The organism is Acidithiobacillus sp., assembly GCF_023256195.1.
In the GTDB taxonomy this organism is placed as follows: domain Bacteria; phylum Pseudomonadota; class Gammaproteobacteria; order Acidithiobacillales; family Acidithiobacillaceae; genus Acidithiobacillus_A.
The window spans coordinates 1-17,977 of the sequence record NZ_JAGDWX010000012.1; the positions used below are offsets into that span (position 1 = coordinate 1).

General features: G+C 61.8%; 19 protein-coding genes. 11 read left to right on the forward strand and 8 right to left on the reverse strand.

Annotated features, from left to right (window positions below; all coding sequences use genetic code 11):
• The 4 genes from Q0C23_RS01865 to Q0C23_RS01880 all read right to left on the reverse strand — a co-directional run.
• Window positions 1–250 (reverse strand): hypothetical protein (locus tag Q0C23_RS01865; protein WP_291510680.1); only part of this gene is annotated, 250 nt, incomplete at its 3' end.
• Entirely contained in the window at window positions 247–744 is a 498-nt protein-coding gene (locus tag Q0C23_RS01870; RefSeq protein ID WP_291510681.1) for a hypothetical protein, read from the reverse strand. The genes Q0C23_RS01870 and Q0C23_RS01865, both read right to left, overlap by 4 nt.
• A 12-nt stretch (window positions 745–756) precedes the next feature.
• The gene (locus Q0C23_RS09840) at window positions 757–1,137 is read right to left on the reverse strand and encodes a helix-turn-helix transcriptional regulator (protein WP_367273168.1); all 381 of its coding nucleotides are present in this window, start codon (window positions 1,135–1,137) and stop codon (window positions 757–759) included.
• Window positions 1,138–1,217: 80 nt separating this feature from the next.
• Window positions 1,218–2,543: an integrase family protein gene (locus Q0C23_RS01880; RefSeq protein ID WP_291510683.1), complete on the reverse strand. Its 1,326-nt coding sequence runs from the start codon at window positions 2,541–2,543 to the stop codon at window positions 1,218–1,220.
• 647 nt (window positions 2,544–3,190) lie between these two features.
• On the opposite strand from Q0C23_RS01880, the gene Q0C23_RS01885 reads away from it, so the two are divergent.
• From Q0C23_RS01885 to rpsT, 3 genes are all read left to right on the forward strand, one after another.
• Entirely contained in the window at window positions 3,191–3,952 is a 762-nt protein-coding gene (locus tag Q0C23_RS01885) for a class I SAM-dependent methyltransferase (RefSeq protein ID WP_291510684.1), read from the forward strand.
• A gap of 1,133 nt (window positions 3,953–5,085) precedes the next feature.
• On the forward strand, window positions 5,086–5,433 hold the full coding sequence (locus Q0C23_RS01890; protein WP_291510685.1) for a hypothetical protein: 348 nt from the start codon (window positions 5,086–5,088) through the stop codon (window positions 5,431–5,433).
• Between the two features lie 666 nt (window positions 5,434–6,099).
• A complete protein-coding gene (gene rpsT, locus Q0C23_RS01895) occupies window positions 6,100–6,375 on the forward strand; it encodes a 30S ribosomal protein S20 (protein ID WP_291510686.1) in 276 nt (91 codons plus the stop codon).
• Window positions 6,376–6,451: 76 nt separating this feature from the next.
• On the opposite strand, the gene Q0C23_RS01900 is transcribed toward rpsT, so the two are convergent.
• The 3 genes from Q0C23_RS01900 to Q0C23_RS01910 are packed head-to-tail and all read right to left on the reverse strand — an operon-like array spanning window position 6,452 to window position 10,367.
• Window positions 6,452–8,449, reverse strand: coding sequence for a UvrD-helicase domain-containing protein (locus Q0C23_RS01900; RefSeq protein ID WP_291510687.1), 1,998 nt, complete (start codon window positions 8,447–8,449; stop codon window positions 6,452–6,454).
• Window positions 8,446–9,285: a prolipoprotein diacylglyceryl transferase gene (lgt, locus tag Q0C23_RS01905; RefSeq protein WP_291510688.1), complete on the reverse strand. Its 840-nt coding sequence runs from the start codon at window positions 9,283–9,285 to the stop codon at window positions 8,446–8,448. The genes Q0C23_RS01900 and lgt overlap by 4 nt, the downstream gene beginning before the upstream one ends.
• Window positions 9,286–9,341: 56 nt before the next feature.
• Entirely contained in the window at window positions 9,342–10,367 is a 1,026-nt protein-coding gene (locus tag Q0C23_RS01910; protein ID WP_291510689.1) for an agmatine/peptidylarginine deiminase, read from the reverse strand.
• Between the two features lie 78 nt (window positions 10,368–10,445).
• Here Q0C23_RS01910 and Q0C23_RS01915 point away from each other — a divergent pair, with 78 nt between their 5' ends.
• From Q0C23_RS01915 to Q0C23_RS01925, 3 genes are read left to right on the forward strand one after another with little or no spacing between them, the layout of a single operon-like run.
• Complete coding sequence (locus tag Q0C23_RS01915) at window positions 10,446–11,150, forward strand: pseudouridine synthase (protein WP_291510690.1); 705 nt, start codon at window positions 10,446–10,448, stop codon at window positions 11,148–11,150.
• Complete coding sequence (locus Q0C23_RS01920) at window positions 11,147–11,617, forward strand: NUDIX hydrolase (protein ID WP_291510691.1); 471 nt, start codon at window positions 11,147–11,149, stop codon at window positions 11,615–11,617. The genes Q0C23_RS01915 and Q0C23_RS01920 overlap by 4 nt, the downstream gene beginning before the upstream one ends.
• Before the next feature lie 52 nt (window positions 11,618–11,669).
• Window positions 11,670–12,218 (forward strand): RNA pyrophosphohydrolase, encoded by a 549-nt coding sequence (locus Q0C23_RS01925; RefSeq protein ID WP_291510692.1) that lies wholly within the window; start codon window positions 11,670–11,672, stop codon window positions 12,216–12,218.
• A 27-nt stretch (window positions 12,219–12,245) separates the two neighbouring features.
• Here Q0C23_RS01925 and Q0C23_RS01930 read toward each other — a convergent pair whose 3' ends face one another.
• Window positions 12,246–12,518 (reverse strand): PsiF family protein, encoded by a 273-nt coding sequence (locus Q0C23_RS01930; RefSeq protein ID WP_291510693.1) that lies wholly within the window; start codon window positions 12,516–12,518, stop codon window positions 12,246–12,248.
• 319 nt (window positions 12,519–12,837) lie between these two features.
• On the opposite strand from Q0C23_RS01930, the gene Q0C23_RS01935 reads away from it, so the two are divergent.
• The 5 genes from Q0C23_RS01935 (at window position 12,838) to Q0C23_RS01955 (ending at window position 17,873) form a co-directional block, all read left to right on the forward strand.
• Window positions 12,838–14,436, forward strand: a complete 1,599-nt coding sequence (locus Q0C23_RS01935; protein WP_291510694.1) for an MFS transporter — start codon at window positions 12,838–12,840, stop codon at window positions 14,434–14,436.
• 165 nt (window positions 14,437–14,601) lie between these two features.
• Entirely contained in the window at window positions 14,602–14,928 is a 327-nt protein-coding gene (gene trxA / locus Q0C23_RS01940) for a thioredoxin TrxA (protein ID WP_291510695.1), read from the forward strand.
• Between the two features lie 110 nt (window positions 14,929–15,038).
• On the forward strand, window positions 15,039–16,295 hold the full coding sequence (gene rho, locus Q0C23_RS01945; protein ID WP_291510770.1) for a transcription termination factor Rho: 1,257 nt from the start codon (window positions 15,039–15,041) through the stop codon (window positions 16,293–16,295).
• A gap of 84 nt (window positions 16,296–16,379) precedes the next feature.
• Window positions 16,380–16,589, forward strand: a complete 210-nt coding sequence (gene rpmE / locus Q0C23_RS01950) for a 50S ribosomal protein L31 (protein ID WP_291510696.1) — start codon at window positions 16,380–16,382, stop codon at window positions 16,587–16,589.
• A 3-nt stretch (window positions 16,590–16,592) separates the two neighbouring features.
• The gene (locus Q0C23_RS01955; RefSeq protein WP_291510697.1) at window positions 16,593–17,873 is read left to right on the forward strand and encodes a malic enzyme-like NAD(P)-binding protein; all 1,281 of its coding nucleotides are present in this window, start codon (window positions 16,593–16,595) and stop codon (window positions 17,871–17,873) included.
• Window positions 17,874–17,977 lie beyond the last annotated feature (104 nt).

A 17,977-nucleotide genomic window follows, 5' to 3' on the forward strand; every position in this document is an offset into this window, starting at 1 on the left:
CGGTCCAATCATCTTGGCGCTTGGGTTTTATAGCGATCCGACCGCCAGCAAGACTCGACAGGCAAACCATAAAGGCCACAGCGGGGAAGTCCGGCGGGCATTGCATCCGCTCCGCAATGTCCATGACAAAAGCTCTCAGCCCCAGCGGTAGCAGCTCTTCGTTGAATGGCAGAACAGGCGGCAACCCGGTCGGCAATGGCTCCGGGGTGGGCCATGATGCAAGCTCGGCGGCGTCGTCCCAGTGGCTCATAGCACACCTCCAGCGATTCGCGCGGCATCCGATATGCGCTCCTGCGCCAGCGCAAGGCGCTCGGCGTCCTCATCGCTCAGAGGGTGCCCAGCGCGGACGGATTCAACGATCAGCCGGACGACGACTACTTCGTGGGCAACTCCGAACAGCGCGTCCCTGTAGTCGAATGGACGGCGCATAGGGCCGTTGCTGTGGTCGGCCAGCGTGCGCCGGTCTCCGGGAAACAGATCGGCCAGGCTCAGGCCCAAGGCGGCGACAACATCAGCAGCAGCGCACCCGGTCCAGCAATGGATCAGGACCAGTCCATCGTCGGCTTCTTTGATGCTGAGACTGGGGTGCCGGTCGTCGTGAGAAGGGCATCGGGCGATCCACTTGCCGGGGCCGGTGCGTTTTACGCCCTCGAGACGGGACAAGGTAGCGTCGATCGGGCTAGAATAAGGGCGCGTGTTTCCCGCCGCCCCTCTTGCCGGGCGGCTTTCTTTTTTTGCGTGCATGACATCCCCCCTTTACGCAGCGTCAGAGCGATTGGGGCGGGTCTCGATCCATGCGTCGATGTCCGCCTCACGCCAGGCAACGGCGCGCGCACCAAGTCGGATCGGCTCTGGAAACTCACCCTTGCGGATCAGGGCGTATAGCCAGGACTTAGCAAATCCGGTGCGGTGAAGGACTTCATCCCGCCGGATCAGGCGGGCAGGTTTCTGAGATTCGGTTGTCATCGGGCATATCCTCATCGATATGCGCCGGGGAAAGCTTACACGCTTAAATGGCCTTTGATGCCCTTGTGTGGACATCGCGATTGGCCTAATCTGTCTTGGCCCTCTCCAGTGGGCGATCGTTAACGGCTTGCGCGTGCTTCCCGGCGGCGCAGGTTCATTACAGGGCTCCATGTTCCAGCATGGGGCCCTACCTTTTGCGGGCAGGCTTCAATGACCCGCAGAAGTCATTGTTGTGCTTCTCTGGACTTCAATCAAGCAACTATTGCCCCTTTCCGTGCGATTGCGACCACGCTCCCGGCCAGCAGCCCGTCGAGATACCGCCTCCACAGGCGCAGGGCCTGTCGCTTCTCGTCGAGATACTGATGGCGGTCATAATGCTTTGTTTGGATGCCGCCTAGCTCGTGGGACAGGATTTGCGCTCGGATGTCTTTTGCCACGCCCAGTCGGGCAAGCTCGGTTTCGGCCGTCCGGCGTACGTCCCGCAACTGATACTTGCCCTCGCCAATATCCCGCACCAGCTTGCTCAGGGTGGTGGCATGGGGTACGGTCTTTCCGTCGCTGGAGAAGATGCTCGGGGCGTTGCCGTTTACCTCCAGCAGCCCGGCCACGATCTCGGCCACTGGCTCGAGCGGCAGGACGTGCAGCCGTGGATGCTGGCGACGTCCTTTGCCATCGCGCAGCGTGATTGTGCCGCGTTCGACATCCACGTCCCCGGCTCTCACCCTTGCCAGTTGGGTGGGTCTCTGCCCTCCGAGATACAGCCCGACCAGCAGCGCCCGCGCCGCCATACTCTTATCCGCGTGCAGCGCGGCCAGTAGCGCCCGCAGCTCTGCCGGGCTTAAGACGCGCTCGCCCGGCTTGCTCAACTGCGAATAGGTGGGCAGGCTCGCCACCGGATTCGCTGCCACCTTAAACAGCCTAAACGCTGCCGGGATGGTGGAGTCGAACTCCGACTTGGCGGCCAGATTGTAGGCGCTGTGCAGAGCAGCCCGCGTCTTGCCCAAGGCGCGAGTGAATCCCTTGTCTTGCAGCCGGTCGAAAATCGCCCGCAGGTCTTTGGGGCCGATCTCGTTGGCGCGGGTCTGCGCCAGATCGGGGAAGGGCTCAGCTATGTGCAGACGGAAGATGCTGGCGACGTCCTTCCAAGACGGCTTCCCACGGTCCCGCAGGTACCCGACATAAGCATCCAGTAATGCGGCCAGCGATCCGGCCTCCTGGCGCTCTCGCTCCTCTGCCTGCCGCTTTAGTTCGGCAGCCTGCCGCCGCTGCTCGGCCTCAAGGTGCAGCCCAATATCCTTGATCCCGGATCGGTAGAGCAGCGCCAGCTTGCCAAATTCGTCCCGCGCCTGCTCCAAGGTCAGCCCACCCCGCCCAGTAGCCGAGTAAATCCCGATGGGGTGATCCTTCCGCTTTCCGTCGGCGGTCGTGTATCGGTAGTAAAAGCTGACCCTGCCGGACGCCTGAACGCGAATCCGCAGGACGCCAGCACCGCGCCTGCCCTCGGTGAGATAGGCGTCCCGACCCTGCTCCGCTGCTTCCCGGATTGTCTTGCCCAGTTCCGCGACCGTGATTGCCATGCCGTCCCCCTTTCGTCCCCGTTCCGTCCCCGTTTGTCGGTGGCTTTTGGGCTATTTCTACGGAACTCAGTGGACATAGTGTAGAGGATAAAAGCATGTTTCACAATGGGTTAGAGGCTCTCTGTGGATTTCTGGGGACAGAAACTTATCAGACTCATAATCCTTTGGTCGCGGGTTCAAATCCTGCCGGGCCCACCATATAAAATTGTGCGTTTTACAATCCTCAGCTCGCCAGTAACAGATTCGGTACAGTGCCGAGTCTGAAGCTGAAGTGGAGCTGTGGCCACCATTGTCAAATCTCCCGCTGAGCCGTGGAGGGCCATGGTCGGCAAATAGGGCCGACCATGGTTGAGGTATTTCCCACTCTGTGCGATTTCTGGAACTGAGCTCGCCAGACCGAAAACGAGATGGTGCGGGGTTTGTGTCGGCGCCGACCGTGTGCCATGAGATACGCCAGCACCGTCGTGAGCCTCTCACGCTGGGGTCCGAGAAATGCGCGCAGAGGTAGCAATCAATCGCCCATGTATACGGTTTCTGTTGTCCCATAAACTAGACGCTAATAAGACCGGCATAAATATCTATATTGTACCATTTTGGTGACCGCGTTACCCTCGTCTTCAGCGCATGGAGACGACAGGAGCAACATTATGGATCGTAATGAGTTAAATACCGTGCAATTTGGCAGTGTAGCGCAGGAGTATCTGCACAGCCCGGTTCACGCCCAAGGTGCCGACCTGGATCGTCTCAGAACCGCGGCGCAGAAATGTCGACCGAAAGCCGTTCTGGATCTTGGCTGTGGAGCCGGCCACGCGAGCTTTGCAGTAGCCCCCTATGCGGGAACGGTTACGGCCTATGATCCATTGGAATCCATGCTCGAGCAGGTGGCAGCAGAAGCCAAGAATCGTGGCCACCACAATATTGGCATCGGCACGGGTCCGGCGGAGCAGCTTCCTTACACGGACGCCGAGTTCGACTGGATCATTTCGCGATATTCAGCACACCATTGGACGGATGTCCCGAAAGCACTTGCCGAAATCCGTCGCGTATTGAAGCCGGACGGTCTTATCGTCCTCATTGACAGTGCAGCGCCGGAGATCCCCGCATTGGATACCTTCATCAATGCCGTGGAGATATTACGAGACCCCTCCCACGTGCGAAACTACAGGCTATCGGAATGGACCAGCATGCTCACCCGTGCCGGTTTGCAGGTCACCTTGCAGGAAAGATGGCAGATACGCTTGGATTTTAACAGTTGGGTCGCGCGCATGCGCACACCAGAGGTGAGGGTACAGGCTATCAGGGATCTCATCGACGGCGCAGCGACGGAAGCCAAAGAACATTTCCATTTCGAGGACGACCACTCGTTCCAATTGGACACCGTCGCCATCCATGCGGTCAAACAGAGGTGACCCTCTAAAAAACGCGACCAGACCATCTGCGGGAGTTCCCCGAGTCTCCAATGGGGGTAGCTGTGTAGGTGGCATTGGTGCGATCCATACAGGCTCTGAGTGGTACGGTGCCCTGATGGCGGTTCTGGATGGCGACAATCTCCTGGAAGATCCGACAGAAACGTTGGGCGCGAGCTCTGATGTGCGCTGCGGGAACTTTAGGTCTGTTCGTCTGGTCTTTTCTGTGCTTTTTGGGAGTGACAGAGGAGACCTACTACCATGCAAGGCAATGCGCTTAAGCATCGTCGATTCATCCTGAGCCTCTCTGTGGCCTTGGTCGGGGCGGCAGTATTTGCGGCAAGTCCCTCGTCTTGTGCGGCGTCCGCCTATCGTCCCGCAGCGCAGGTTGTTTCCCATACCTATAGAATCCCGGGGGGTGTTCTTCGCGTCGAGAGCATCACCTGGGGCGCGCCTGCCGCGAGCGTGGCACAGGTCGTGCGGTTGAGCCCGGCACAGGCCCGGGCATTGGAGGCAAGCACCTTGCAGCAGGTTCGGGATATGCAGGCGCAGATACAGTGGATGCAGAGCCTCATGTCCGCAGCCTTTGCGCAACCGGCTTTTCCCTTGGCTCTGCCGTCTGTGCCGGTTGAGTGGACCGTACCTCAACTGGCGATAGTGCCGGTTCCGGTCGATCCGCAACCGCAGGCTGGTCGGCATAGTGTCGCGCCGGTGCCCGCTGCCAATGTGTCTGGCCACCCGATGGTCCATTGCCGCTGGAGTGCGTTGCAGCCGACGCACCGCGATAGCGGTCGTACCGCGATCTAGACTTTTCTGCTCGCGGGACCAACCCTGTTGTCCCCGCTTTAACGGCTTTTGCCGTATGACTCCAGCAAACGCCCAGGCGCTCAACCTGTTATTCCCTGCGCTTGGGCGCTTTGCTTTTTGAGCGTTGCATATACGCGTCGGTGGCCGTTCCGGAACCTCCGGAACGTGTTCGAATCTGAGCGCCCCCGACTTTCCCCGGTGACACGAATCCCCACCCTGTCGCCCAGAGGAAACACAAGCGAGCCCAGGAGTGGCTAAAAGTCTAGTGTTTGTAGTAGGCATATATCTTGCTTAAGTTCTTCGTACTTGGGTGACGAGGAGATCCATGCATGTCCGATAGAAAGTCCAGGCCGCTGCCTCTGGCAGTTTTTGTCGGAGCCCTGCTGAGCACGAGCGTGGTTCTCGCGCAGGGCGGAACGGTGCTCTCGCGGCTACCGGAGTCGGGGATCGTGACCGCTGCCTACTGTGCTGACGATGTCGACTATTTGCGTCCCTACCCTTATCCCTATCCCTACGGTTACAGCCAGAAGGCTCTGCGGATCTACGCGCGCTGGAAGCGGGATTTGGAAAAACAGGAATACAAAGCCGATAGCCGCTACTGGAAAGCGCAGCGAAAATACGACAACCGGGTGTATCGAGCGGAGCGGAAGTACGATCGCTCCTTGTATGGTTACTGAACGAGAGGATATGGATCATGCATCCTGACGCAACACGCCCCGCTTCGGGCTGGCTATATCGTGGTCTGCGGTTTGGACTGCTCCTTGGCCTCGGTCTTGGCCTGTCTGGCTGCTATGCGGCCGTCCAGCCGGGCCCGGGGGGCTATTACTACAATTCTGCACCTCCTCCACCGCCGCCGCCTCCAGGCGGTCCGGGAGCACCGCCTCCGCCACCGCCCGGGCCGCCACCGCCGCCTCCAGGCTGGTAAACCCTGCGATGCGGTCATGACGGGAGGATCGTCGATCTCATGGAGCTTGGCCGCTGCCGGACCCCTATGTGGCTTGGCTTCCTGAAACCGGCGGAGTTCTTCCCGATGTAGGCAATGACGCCCCCAAGCGGGGCGTCTTTTTTTGGTGTTCTGCATCTGTGCGCCCTGAGAGCGACAACATTATTGCACGGCAGTCCGCGGTTTATCCGCAATCCGGGACTAGCTGTAGCCGGGAGAAGACAGGGCGTCGGCCTGGATTCTCGGGCCTTTTCTCACGGGAAGTTGTGGCGCGCTCAGGAGCGCTGCTTGCGGAAGAGGATGGACCTTTAGCCATCCTTGACAGTAGAGCGGCCGCAGATGACAATATCGCCCTTCGCCTGCCCCCAAGGGCTTTGGTTAACGATTCGGGAGTGGTTTCGTGGCAAATTCTTCTCAAGCGCGCAAGCGAGTTCTGCAAAACGAAAAACGTCGGCGACACAACGCCAGTCTGCGGTCGCGCATGCGCACCTACGTGAAATCCGTGCTGAAGGCGGTACGTGAGGGTAACCAAGAGCAAGCGCGCGCGGCCTTGCACCAGGCCGAGTCCATCATCGACAAGACGGCCAGCAAGGGCATCGTCCACGCCAACACGGCAGCGCGGACCAAGAGTCGACTTTCGGCTCGGGTCAAAGCCTTGGGCGCCACGCAGGCCTGACCCTCAGAAAGCCGGGCCTCGCCACCGTAGATCGGGTGAGGCCAGTTCACTGCCTCGGCAAGTCCAGCCCGTCGTGTCAGTCGTCCAGTAGGGCGCGCAGTCGGGCGCAGGCGGCGTCTGCGGTCAGATCCTCCCCTTCCTCTCTCTGGCTGCCCCCCTGCCAGTCCAGTAGATCTTTTGGTAATTCCTGTAAAAATCGCGATGGCTCCGGCGACAGCATCTCGCCGTAGCGTTTGCGGCGGCGACAATAACTCAGAGCAAGCTTGTGCCGCGCGCGTGTCACGCCGACGTAGAAGAGTCGGCGCTCTTCCTCGATCTGAGCGGGACTCTCGCTGTTACGGTGGGGTAGCAGTTCCTCTTCGATCCCTACTAGAAATACCCGGGAAAACTCCAGTCCCTTGGCACCATGCAGGGTGGACAGACGGAGCACGTCGCGGTCTTCGTCCTCGTCATCCCGTTCCAAGATGTGGATCACGCTCAGACGGTTGAGGAGTTCGGCGAGGTTCTCCGGACCGTCCTCCTGCTCCTGCAGGCGCGCCATCCACGCCAACAGCTCTTCAAGATTTTCCCACTTGCGCCGGGCCTCACGCTCGTCGCCCTCGTTTTCCAGATACTGGCGATAGCCGATCTCCTCCAGGAGGTCGCGCAGCGTCGGCAGGATCTCGCTTTTTGCGCAAGCTTCGGAAGTGCGATTCAGCCAGTCGGCAAAACTGCGCAGGGCGAGAAGTGGGCGTTCGGCAAGTGTCAGATCCTCTTCCCAGACGGCGGCAAAGAGCGATATCTGCCGCGCCTTGGCAAGTTCCCCCAAGGTTTCCAGGGTGGCGCTGCCGATGCCCCTTCGGGGCGTGTTGACGGCACGCAAAAAGGCGGCATCGTCATCGGGATTGACCAACAGTCGGCAATAGGCTAGGAAATCCCGGATCTCACTGCGCTCGAAAAAGGATAAGCCGCCGGATATCTGGTAGGGGATGCGGGCATTGCGCAAGGCCGTCTCGAAAGGACGAGACTGGTGATTGCTGCGGTAGAGTATGGCGTAGTCGCGATACTCGCCCTGGCGCTGGAAGCGGTCGCGCAGGATGGCATTGACCACCTGTTCCGCCTCGTCAGCCTCATCATTGGCGACGATAACCTGGATCCGCTCGCCGTCTCCCAGGCTGCTCCACAGCTTTTTCTCGAAAAGGTGAGGATTGTGGGCGATGAGATGGTTGGCGGCATGGAGAATCCGCCCGGTGGAGCGATAATTCTGTTCCAGTTTGATGACCTTGAGGTCGGGAAAGTCCTGCGCCAGTCGCTGAAGGTTATCGGCGGCGGCGCCGCGCCAAGAGTAAATACTTTGATCGTCATCGCCCACGGCCGTCAGATTCTGCCGCTTTCTCAGGAGGCTGCGCAGCAGCCGGTACTGGGCGCCGTTACTGTCCTGATATTCGTCCACCAAGAGATAGCGGATCCTTTCCTGCCAACGTTCCTGCGCCTCGCTGGAGCTGCTCAGAAGCTGGGTGGGCAGGAGGATGAGATCGTCCAGATCCACGGAATTGCAGGCTTTCAGGGCGCGCTGGTAGGGGCGATAGATGCTCTGCGCCAGTTCATCCAGGCGGTCCTGCAGGGGCATATCTTCGGGCTCGTGGCCGTCGTTCTTGGCCCGGGAGATGCGCGCTTGAATACTCTCCGCCAGATCGCTGGGCCCCTGCATCTCGCGCAGGAGGTTGCGGACCATGCTGAGGCTGTCGCCGGGGTCGATGACACTGAAGTTCTCACGATAGCCCAGCTGCGTGATATCGCGACGCAGGATCTCGAGACCCAGACGATGAAAGGTGGAAATGGTCAGGCCGCGGACCGAGCGTCCCTCCAGGGATTTCTGCACCCGCCCCTTCATCTCGCGTGCTGCCTTGTTGGTAAAGGTGACAGCAGCGATATGCCGCGGCTCGACCCCGTGGTCCTCGATGAGGTGGACGATCTTGCGAGTGATCACCCGAGTCTTGCCCGAGCCGGCCCCGGCCAGCACCAGGACCGGTCCGTGCACCCGGGCTACGGCATCCCGCTGTGGCCCGTTGAGATCAGCGAGGGATGCGCTCATACCCCTTTGCGGGCGGGCACAGTGGGCGAGTGCGCAGCCGCCGGTGGACGGCTGGCAAAGCCGCCGCGATAGGCCCACCAGATGATCACCGGACCCAGGACGATCATGGGCACCGAGAGGAACTGGCCCATGGTGAAGGGCCCCCAGACGAAACCCAGCTGAATATCGGGCTGGCGGGCAAACTCTGCCAGAAAGCGGAAGATGCCGTAGAAGAGGACGAACATGCCCCCAACGGCACCGGCCGGTCGGGCTCGGCGACTGTACACGGCGAGGATGATGAAGAGCAGCACGCCTTCCAGGAGAAATTCGTAGATCTGGGAGGGCTGCCGCGGCTGCGGTCCACCCGCCGGGAAGACCATGGCCCACGGCAGATGGGAGACGCGCCCAAAGAGCTGATCGTTGATGAAGTTGGCCAAGCGTCCGAGCCCCAGGCCGATGGGTACCGCAGGCGCGATGAAATCCAGGGTTGGGAGGAAGGCGTGTTTCTGGTTTCCCAGAGAGAAGATCCAACAGGCCAGCACCACCCCCAGCAGGCCGCCGTGGAAGGACATGCCGCCATCCCATATGGCCAGAGCTTTCAGTGGGTGATCCAGGTAGTAGGGCAGGTTGTACCAGAGCACATAGCCCACCCGACCGCCGAGGATGGCACCCACGGCGACGTAGAATTCCAGGTCCACCACCTCGCCCTTGTCCCAGCGCCAGTGGTCCTGGCGACCACGACGGATCAGCCAGACGGTGGCGATGACGAAGCTGATGATCTCCAGCAGACCATACCAATGGATGGTCAAAGGCCCCAGCTGGAAGCCTACGGGATTGATGTCGGGATAGTGCAGCATGAGAGCCCCCTTACGCTGGCGCCAAGATGGTCGAGGCCCGTGCCCCTGTCAAGCCGTCAGGCCGGAATCTGCATGGTCACGCAATGCAGACTGCCGTGCTGACGTGCGAGTTCCAGGCAGGGCAGGGGGACGATCTCGCGGTCGGGAAAAGCGGCAGACAGGCGCTCTGCGGCCAGGGCATCGGCGGGATCGTCGTAGGTGGGCAGAAGCACGGCACCATTGATGATGAGGAAGTTGGCGTAGCTCAAGGGCAGGCGCGCCCCCGTCTCGTCATAGCGCGCCCGTGGCCAGGGCAGGGGCACCAGATGATAGCTACCGCCATCGGCGCGAGGGAAGCTGGCGAGCTCCGCTGCCATCTGCTGCAAGGGCGCAAAGTGACTGTCGTCCGGGTCGTCACAGGACTGATAGGCAATGGTGTCGAGCGTGCAGAAGCGGGCGAGGGTATCGATGTGGGCATCGGTATCGTCCCCCTCCAGATGGCCGCTCTCCAGCCAGAAGATACGCTCGACACCCAGGTATTCGCAGAGCCGTGCGCTGATCTCCTCTCGCGACCACTGCGGATTGCGATTGGGCGAGAGCAGACAGGCACTGGTGGTCAGTAGGGTACCCGCACCATCGCTGTCGATGCTGCCGCCCTCGAGGATCATGCCCAAGGTGCGCAGTGGCAGGTCGCCATAGGCGCCAGCGCTGTGCAGACGGCGGGTGAGGAGATTGTCCCGATCCGCGGCGAACTTCAGTCCCCAGGCATTGAAGCCGAAATCCAGCAGTTGCCGACGGCCGTCCGGGGCACGCAGGGTCAGGGGACCGTGGTCGCGGGCCCAGGAATCGTTGCTGGGGGCCCGTGCAAAATGGCAACGGTCGGGTCGGGCGCCAGCGTCAAGCACCCGCGCGCGCGCCTCACCCTCACTCTCGGCATCGTGACAGACCAGGAGTACATCCTCCCGGCGGCTGATGGCCACGGCGATTTCCGTGAACACTGGCAGCACCGCGGGCAGCCGCTCGGCCCAGTCCGTATCCCGGTGCGGCCAGGTCAACTGTACCATGGACTGCGTCGCCCACTCGGCGGGTAGGGTAAAAGTCATGGGAATCTCCTCTGAGGCCCTCATGATACGGCCTTCCGTGGCTTTTCGACAGAGCCGGCGGCGCGCTAGACTAGGGCAATGGCAGCCCCACTGGAACGTCTGGACCGACTTTTTTCGCGCCTGGGATACGGTAGCCGCGCGGAACTTCGGGACTGGCTGCGGGCCGAGCGCGTGCGGGTCGGGCCGGAGCTCGCGCGCAAGGCGGGCGAACGTGTGGATCCGGCGCTGGTGCGCATCGATGGCGAGCCCCTGGATCACCCGGACGGTCTCTACCTGCTCTACCACAAGCCGCTCGGCAAGGTCTGTGCGCACGGCGAGCCGCGCAGCATCTACACCGACTTCCCCGCGTCCTGGAGTGTCCGCCGGCCGGCCATCAACAGCGTCGGGCGTCTCGATGCCGACACCAGCGGCACGCTTCTCGTTACCGACGATGGCGCCTGGCTGCATCGCTGGACCCACCCACGCCGGGCAGTACCGCGCGTCTACCTCGTCGGTCTTGCCGAGCCCGTGGACGACGCGCTGCTAGCGCCTTTGCGCTCGGGCGAGCTGCTGCTGGATGGTGAGATCAGTCCCTGCCTGCCCGCCACGGTGGAGGTCCAAAGCCCTAAGCATCTGCGTCTGACCTTGCGCGAAGGACGCTATCACGAGGTACGGCGCATGATGGCGGCCTTGGGGAATCGCGTCGAGACCCTACACCGGGAGGCCTTCGGTCCCTTTCGGGTGGACGATCTGCAGCCTGGCACATGGCGGCTGTTGGCGCCAGCCGAGCGTATCCTGCCATGAACCCGTCGTGGTCGCCGCACGTCACCGTCGCGGCCATTGCCGAGGACGAAGCCGGCCGCTTTTTGCTGGTGGAGGAGATCGTCGACGGTCGTCGCTGTCTGAATCAGCCCGCTGGGCATTGGGACCCGGGTGAGACGCTGCTGCAGGCCGTGGTGCGCGAGACTCTGGAGGAGACCGGCTACGCTTTTCAGCCCATCTACCTGGTGGGCATCTATCATTGGGAACATCCCCACAAAAATCTGACTTATCTGCGTTTTTCCTTTGCCGGTAAAGTCGGTCCACGGGACGAGTCGCGGCCTTTGGACCACGGTATCGTCGGTCCTTTATGGCTCAGTCGAGAGGAACTGGAGGCACGCCGCGATCAGTGGCGCAGCGATATGGTCAGCCGCTGTATTGCCGACTACTGCGCCGGCCAGCGTTATCCTCTGGAGCTGCTGCACTGCCTTCCTGCCCCCGGTGACGCCTGACGGCGACGCGTGTTTTTGCTATATTCGGGAAAAATCTCATTGAGATACTCCGATGATCGACGCCGACGGCTATCGTCCCAATGTGGGGATGATCGTATGTAATGACCACAATCAAGTGCTCTGGGCCAAGCGCCTGGGCGAGGATGCCTGGCAGTTTCCGCAGGGCGGTATCGACGGCAACGAGACGCCGGAACAGGCCATGTTCCGCGAGCTCCAAGAAGAGGTGGGCACCAGCAAGGTGCTCATCCTGGGGCGGACGCGAGGCTGGTTGCGTTACGAGGTGCCCTGTGCACGTCAGCGCTCAGCGCGACGACGCTATCGCGGGCAGAAACAGATCTGGTTTCTGCTGCGCTTCCAGGGTAGCGAGGAGGACATCAATCTCGCGACGGCGCACCCGGAATTCGAGGATTGGCAGTGGGTAGACTACTGGCGACCGGTGAACGAGATCATCGCCTTCAAGCGTCGGGTCTACTGGCAGGCCCTGCAGGAATTGGCGCCACTTATCGGCGTAGGACCGGCACCCATGCCGGCACCGCGTTGCCCCGAACCATCCAGGGCGCGGCCGCGGGGGCGCCGGAGATCGGCCACCAAGGTAGGCTGAGACGGGGACCGATCCCCTAGACGAATCTTACTTCTTCTTGGACAGGCAGGAGCGCATGAAGGCCTTGCGCTCCTCGCCCTTCTTGCCCTTGGCCTGCTGGTTGCACATGCGCATTTTTTCCTGCTGCGCCGTCAGCTTCTTGCCAGGCTCCTTGGCCTTCTCCTTGGCCGGCATCTGGTGGGTCATGGGCATGTTCCCCATGCTGCCGCCGTGGGCAGCGGCACTGGGCTCGGCCGCAACTGCCGCACCCGCCAGCAGAAAACTCAGAGACAGCAGACTCGCACTGATCACTTTCAACATGGTTTCTTCTCCGTCGTGGTGGATACCGCGACTGCGATTGTAGCTCCCGGCACAGAGGATCAGCTAGGTGTAATTCCTTGTATACACCGTCTATTATGCTTGCACATGGGGGATTCTAATGCCGTCGACCTGCGCCGACGCGAGGGCCATGGGTCCACGAGCGCCTTGAGTCGAAGCATGGATATTCCTGGGTGGAAGCTCCAAACATCCTGGGCCAAGGAGGAGGTAAACCCATCGTCGTCATCGCTGCCGCAATGACCCGCCTGAGATCAGGACGTGGCCGGATGGTCGCTCCGTTCCGGCGAGGCGAGGGCAACTGATGGGCGTGCTGGACACAGGCCGTCGGCGCATCGATGCCGTCTCTGCCGATCTGCCCCCAGGCCGCTTTCTGTTGTTGAATCTTGCCGTCGGTCTCGCGCACTTTTTGGTGCTCTTCAATGCCGGTGCTTATCTGGCTTTGATTCCCGAGGTGGCTGGAGCCTTGGGCGTCAATGCGAGTTTTGCCATCTGGCCGCAGACCGATTTCTTTGTGGGCATGGCCCTGGCGGCACCCCTGTCCCTGTGGTTGGCAGCCCGGCAGGGGGAGTCGCGCAGCTTTTTTCTGGTCTTTGCGGGCTTCGGTGCGAGCGCCCTCATCTGTGCCGAGACGACGGAGTTCTGGTCCTTCATCCTGGCCCGTTTTGCCATGGGCTTTTTCGGCGGTCTCAGTATCCCCCTGTCGCTGGCCGTGTTGCTGCATCGCTATCGTCCGGGTCGGGAAAAGCTGGCGATCTCCCTCTGGGGGGTGGCGGCCCTGACGCCTTTTACCCTGGCGCCGGCCGTGGGCGGATGGCTCTGTACCTACTGGGGCTGGCGCAGTCTCTTCTATCTGGACGGGCCGCTGGCGCTGGTTTTGACGGGTGTTGTCGTCCTCGCCTTGCAGGGTCTGCCATCCCTGCCTGCGCGGGCACGTTCGGTGGACTGGGTGGGGCTCGCGCTGCTGGCTCCGGCGCTGGCCACGACGCAGGTCACCCTCGACCTCGGAAGCTACCTGGACTGGTGGCACAGTCCGCACTTCTGGGCCCTGGGCACCCTTGCCCTGATCCTGTGGGTGACGCTCTGGCTCTGGGAATGGCAGTATCCGCAGCCGCTAGTGGCCTACCGACTCTTTCGCCATCGCAATTTTCTGCTCGGGGTAGCGGGTGTTTTCGTTGGCACCGTGTTTTTTCAGGGGATCATGGCCTTGCTGGTAGTCCAGGCGCAGTTGGTCTGGGGCTACACGGCCTTCCTCGCGGGTGTCCTGGTCTTACCCATGGCCGCAACCGCGAAACCGGCCTCTCTGCTCAGCCAATGGGTGCTACGGCACTGGGATGCGGGTCTCGTGGCCGCCGTAGACCTGGCGGGGCTCGCCTTGAGCTGTTTTCTGATCGCCTCCTACGACCGCGATGCGTCCTACACGGCTTTGTTGTGGCCGCAGTTTGCGCTGGGGTTCTTTTTGGGTGGTCTTTTCCTGCCCCTGACGCGTCTGGCCCTTTCCGGTCTGTCGGAGAGCGAAGCCGAGCAGGGCTTGGGCGTATTCAACATGTTCCGGGTCGCCGCCCAGGGTTATGGTATCCCCATTCTCGTGGGCTGGCTGGCGCGCGTGGAGCAGCAGATCCATCACTTCCTGGTGGAACCGGGTGTCGCGTCGGCCGGTCCATTGGCGGAGACGACACGGAGCCTGCTGGCGCGCGGGCTGTCGCCGTCCGCGGCCACGGCGACTCTGGCGGGGGACTTGACCCGGCAGGCAAGCTTTCTCGCCTTCAATGCACTTTTTTATGCCTCCGGGTGGGCATTCATCGGGATTTCGGCGCTGCTTCTCATCTTTGCCCGTCCCACACGCATTCAAAGGGCCGTGTCTGCGACCACACAAATCCGCGAGGAAATGGCGGAGCCTTGAACCGGCTCGGTGGCTGAGGTAATCTCTGCCCATAATCCTATTGAAACGCGTTCCAGCACCGTCTATCCTCAAAACCATCGGTACCGGCCTCCATGCCAAACACCCTGTTCCGTTCCTTTGGCGATATTCCCATCGCCCACCAGTGTATCCGAGGAGTTTTCTCCCATGAGTGACGCTATCCTGTATGTCTCCGACGACAGCTTCGAGAACGATGTCCTGAAGTCCAGCAAACCTGTGCTCGTGGATTTCTGGGCCGAATGGTGCGGTCCCTGCAAGATGATCGCGCCCATCCTGGAGGAAGTGGCCAAGGAGTACGCCGATCGGATCACGGTGGCCAAGTTCAACATCGATGAGAATCCTGCAACACCGCCACAGTATGGCATCCGCGGTATCCCCACGCTGCTGCTCTTCAAGAATGGCAAGCTCGAGGCCACCAAGGTGGGTGCTCTGAGCAAGGCGCAGTTGCAGGCCTTTCTGGATAGTCAACTTTGAATACGCCTCGTCCCCGCCGCAAGGCGCCACGCGCGCCCAAGTCCTTTCCCAACGAAGATATCCTCCTGGAAGAAGAGGAAGCCTTTCTCCCCGCACCGGGGGCCAAGACCATGAATCTGAGCGAGCTCAAGCGCAAGTCCGCCGCCGAGCTCGCCGTGATCTGTCAGGACATGGGTCTGGACGGGACCTCCCGACTCAAGAAGCAGGAAATCATCTTCAATATCCTGAAGGCCCACGCCCGCAATGGCGATGCCATCTACGGCGATGGGGTGCTGGAGATCCTGCAGGACGGTTTTGGCTTCCTGCGGGCGGCCTCGGGCTCGTACATGGCTGGGCCGGACGACATTTACGTCTCCCCTTCCCAGGTGCGCCGATTCCACCTGCAGACGGGCGACACGGTGTCCGGACAGATCCGGCCACCCAAGGAGGGCGAGCGCTATTTCGCCCTTCTCAAGGTGGAGAGCATCAATTTCGAGGGCCCCGACGCCACCCGCAACAAAGTCAACTTCGATGATCTGACGCCGCTCTTTCCGGAAGAGCGGCTGCGTCTGGAATCGGACAATATTCCCTACGGCGAGGTCGCGCCGCGCATCATCGATCTGGTCTCGCCCATCGGCAAGGGCCAGCGTGGCCTCATCGTCGCCCCGCCCAAGACCGGCAAGACGGTACTCCTGCAGCAGGTCGCCCACGCCATCACTGCCAATCATCCGGAGTGCTACCTCATCGTGCTGCTCATCGACGAGCGGCCGGAGGAAGTCACCGAGATGCAGCGTTCGGTCAAGGGCGAGGTGGTGTCCTCCACCTTCGATGAACCGGCCACCCGCCACGTGCAGGTGGCCGAGATCGTCCTCGAGAAGGCCAAGCGTCTGGTGGAGCACAAACACGACGTGGTCATCCTGCTGGACTCCATCACCCGTCTGGCGCGGGCCTACAACACCGTGGTGCCATCCTCGGGCAAGGTGCTGACGGGCGGCGTGGATGCCAACGCCCTGCAGAAGCCCAAGCGCTTCTTTGGCGCGGCGCGCAATATCGAGGAGGGCGGCAGTCTCACCATCATCGCGACGGCGCTGGTGGAGACGGGCTCCAAGATGGACGAGGTGATCTTTGAGGAGTTCAAGGGCACCGGCAACATGGAAGTGCACTTGGACCGTCGTCTGGCCGAAAAGCGGATCTATCCGGCTATCAATATCAACAAGTCCGGGACCCGCCGCGAAGAGCTGCTGGTGCCTGCAGATATCCTCAGCAAGATGTGGATCCTGCGCAAGCTGCTGGCGCCCATGGATCCGCTGGAGTCCATGGAGTTCCTGCTGGACAAGGTCAAGGCGACCAAGAACAACGCCGAATTCTACGACTCCATGAATCGCTGAGTCCCTGCGCGATTGCCTCCGCTCTGGACGCACCGACTCGCGCTGGCTATACTGCCCAGCTTGAAAATGCACGAGCGCTATACCATGAAAGCCGATATTCATCCTAAATACGCAGAAATTACCGTGACCTGCAGCTGTGGAAACAGCTTCAAGACGCGGTCTACCGCCGGTCGCGACCTGCACATCGATCTGTGCTCCGAGTGCCACCCTTTCTATACGGGCAAGCAGCGGGCCGTATCCGCCGCCGGACAGGTAGAGAAGTTCCGCAAGCGTTACGCCAACGCGGGCAAGTAAGCAATGGCGGATGCGAAGACGCCCCCATCCTCGGTTTCCGAGACGGGGGCGGCCGACGCGCAGAAGGCCGAGGAGCTGCGCTCCCGAGCCCTTGCCTACCACGCACAGGCCCCAAGCGGTAAGCTCGCCATCGAGGTCACCAAGCCCTGTAGTACCCAAGGGCAGTTGTCTCTGGCTTATACCCCGGGAGTGGCGGCGCCGGTTCGCGAGATTGCTCGGGACCCCGAGCTCGCCTATGACTACACCGCCAAGGGCAATCTCGTTGCCGTGGTGACCAACGGCACGGCCGTGCTGGGTCTCGGGCGTGTGGGGCCGCTGGCGGGCAAGCCGGTCATGGAAGGCAAGGCCGTGCTCTTCAAGCATTTTGCCGGTATCGACGCCTTCGATATCGAGGTAGACGCACGGGACGCCGAGCAGCTCATCGAGGTGGTCGCTGCCATCGCACCGGGTTTCGGCGGCATCAATCTCGAGGATATCGCAGCCCCGGACTGCTTTCGGGTGGAAGAGGCCTTGCAGGAACGCCTGGATATCCCGGTGTTCCACGACGATCAACACGGCACAGCTGTCATCGTCGCGGCGGCCTTGCGCAATGCCCTGATCCTTCAAGAGAAAAGCATGGAATCCGTAAAGGTGGCCATCGTCGGCGCCGGAGCGGCGGGCGTTGCCATTGCCAACATGCTGCGTTCCATGGGCGTTCAGCGATGTTTCCTGAGCGATGTGCATGGCGTCCTGCATCGAGGACGGAAGGATCTGAGTAAGTGGCACGAGGCGCTCGCAGTGGCGCCCGATGACTGGACCTTGGCCGAGATGCTCAAGGATGCCGATGTCGTCATCGGTGTGGCCGTGCGCGGGGCGATTCCCGAAGCCTGTCTGCCGATGCTGGCACCGCGGCCGGTGGTGTTTGCGCTGGCCAACCCGGATCCGGAGGTGGACCCGCGACGGGTCCGGCAGTTGCGTCCCGATGCCATCATCGCTACCGGTCGCTCGGATCTGCCCAATCAGGTGAACAACGCTCTGGGTTTCCCTTACCTCTTTCGCGGCGCCTTGGACTGTCGGGCGCGCCGCATCGACACTGGGATGTTGCTGGCGGCCGTGGATGCCTTGGCCGATCTCGCCCGCGAGCCCGTCAGCGACACGGTGCTCGCTGCCTACGACCTCGACCCCGACAGTCTGTGTTTCGGGCCCGAGTACATCATCCCCAAGGCTCTGGACCCGCGCTTGCGGGAGCGGGTCTCGGGTGCCGTCGCGGCGGCCGCGCGGCGCAGCGGTCAGGCGCGCCGCTGAGCCGCTCGCCGGGCCCGTGTTTTTTGCGGTGACGCGAAGCCCTCGTTACAATCCTCCAGCACGCAAGTTCTCTACTCTCCAGCGGGCATCGGGCCCGCATTCCG

What these genes read in the sequence shown, in the direction of transcription:
- Q0C23_RS01870 (WP_291510681.1), bottom strand. Translation starts at nt 744, where the DNA reads ATGCACGCAAAAAAAGAAAGCCGCCCGGCAAGAGGGGCGGCGGGAAAC.
- trxA (WP_291510695.1), top strand. Translation starts at nt 14,602, where the DNA reads ATGAGTGACGCTATCCTGTATGTCTCCGACGACAGCTTCGAGAACGAT.
- Q0C23_RS01910 (WP_291510689.1), bottom strand. Translation starts at nt 10,367, where the DNA reads ATGACTTTTACCCTACCCGCCGAGTGGGCGACGCAGTCCATGGTACAG.
- Q0C23_RS01955 (WP_291510697.1), top strand. Translation starts at nt 16,593, where the DNA reads ATGGCGGATGCGAAGACGCCCCCATCCTCGGTTTCCGAGACGGGGGCG.
- Q0C23_RS01880 (WP_291510683.1), bottom strand. Translation starts at nt 2,543, where the DNA reads ATGGCAATCACGGTCGCGGAACTGGGCAAGACAATCCGGGAAGCAGCG.
- Q0C23_RS01920 (WP_291510691.1), top strand. Translation starts at nt 11,147, where the DNA reads ATGAACCCGTCGTGGTCGCCGCACGTCACCGTCGCGGCCATTGCCGAG.
- Q0C23_RS01900 (WP_291510687.1), bottom strand. Translation starts at nt 8,449, where the DNA reads ATGAGCGCATCCCTCGCTGATCTCAACGGGCCACAGCGGGATGCCGTA.
- Q0C23_RS01925 (WP_291510692.1), top strand. Translation starts at nt 11,670, where the DNA reads ATGATCGACGCCGACGGCTATCGTCCCAATGTGGGGATGATCGTATGT.
- Q0C23_RS01885 (WP_291510684.1), top strand. Translation starts at nt 3,191, where the DNA reads ATGGATCGTAATGAGTTAAATACCGTGCAATTTGGCAGTGTAGCGCAG.
- Q0C23_RS01935 (WP_291510694.1), top strand. Translation starts at nt 12,838, where the DNA reads ATGGGCGTGCTGGACACAGGCCGTCGGCGCATCGATGCCGTCTCTGCC.
- rho (WP_291510770.1), top strand. Translation starts at nt 15,039, where the DNA reads ATGAATCTGAGCGAGCTCAAGCGCAAGTCCGCCGCCGAGCTCGCCGTG.
- rpmE (WP_291510696.1), top strand. Translation starts at nt 16,380, where the DNA reads ATGAAAGCCGATATTCATCCTAAATACGCAGAAATTACCGTGACCTGC.
- Q0C23_RS09840 (WP_367273168.1), bottom strand. Translation starts at nt 1,137, where the DNA reads ATGGAGCCCTGTAATGAACCTGCGCCGCCGGGAAGCACGCGCAAGCCG.
- lgt (WP_291510688.1), bottom strand. Translation starts at nt 9,285, where the DNA reads ATGCTGCACTATCCCGACATCAATCCCGTAGGCTTCCAGCTGGGGCCT.
- Q0C23_RS01915 (WP_291510690.1), top strand. Translation starts at nt 10,446, where the DNA reads ATGGCAGCCCCACTGGAACGTCTGGACCGACTTTTTTCGCGCCTGGGA.
- Q0C23_RS01890 (WP_291510685.1), top strand. Translation starts at nt 5,086, where the DNA reads ATGTCCGATAGAAAGTCCAGGCCGCTGCCTCTGGCAGTTTTTGTCGGA.
- Q0C23_RS01930 (WP_291510693.1), bottom strand. Translation starts at nt 12,518, where the DNA reads ATGTTGAAAGTGATCAGTGCGAGTCTGCTGTCTCTGAGTTTTCTGCTG.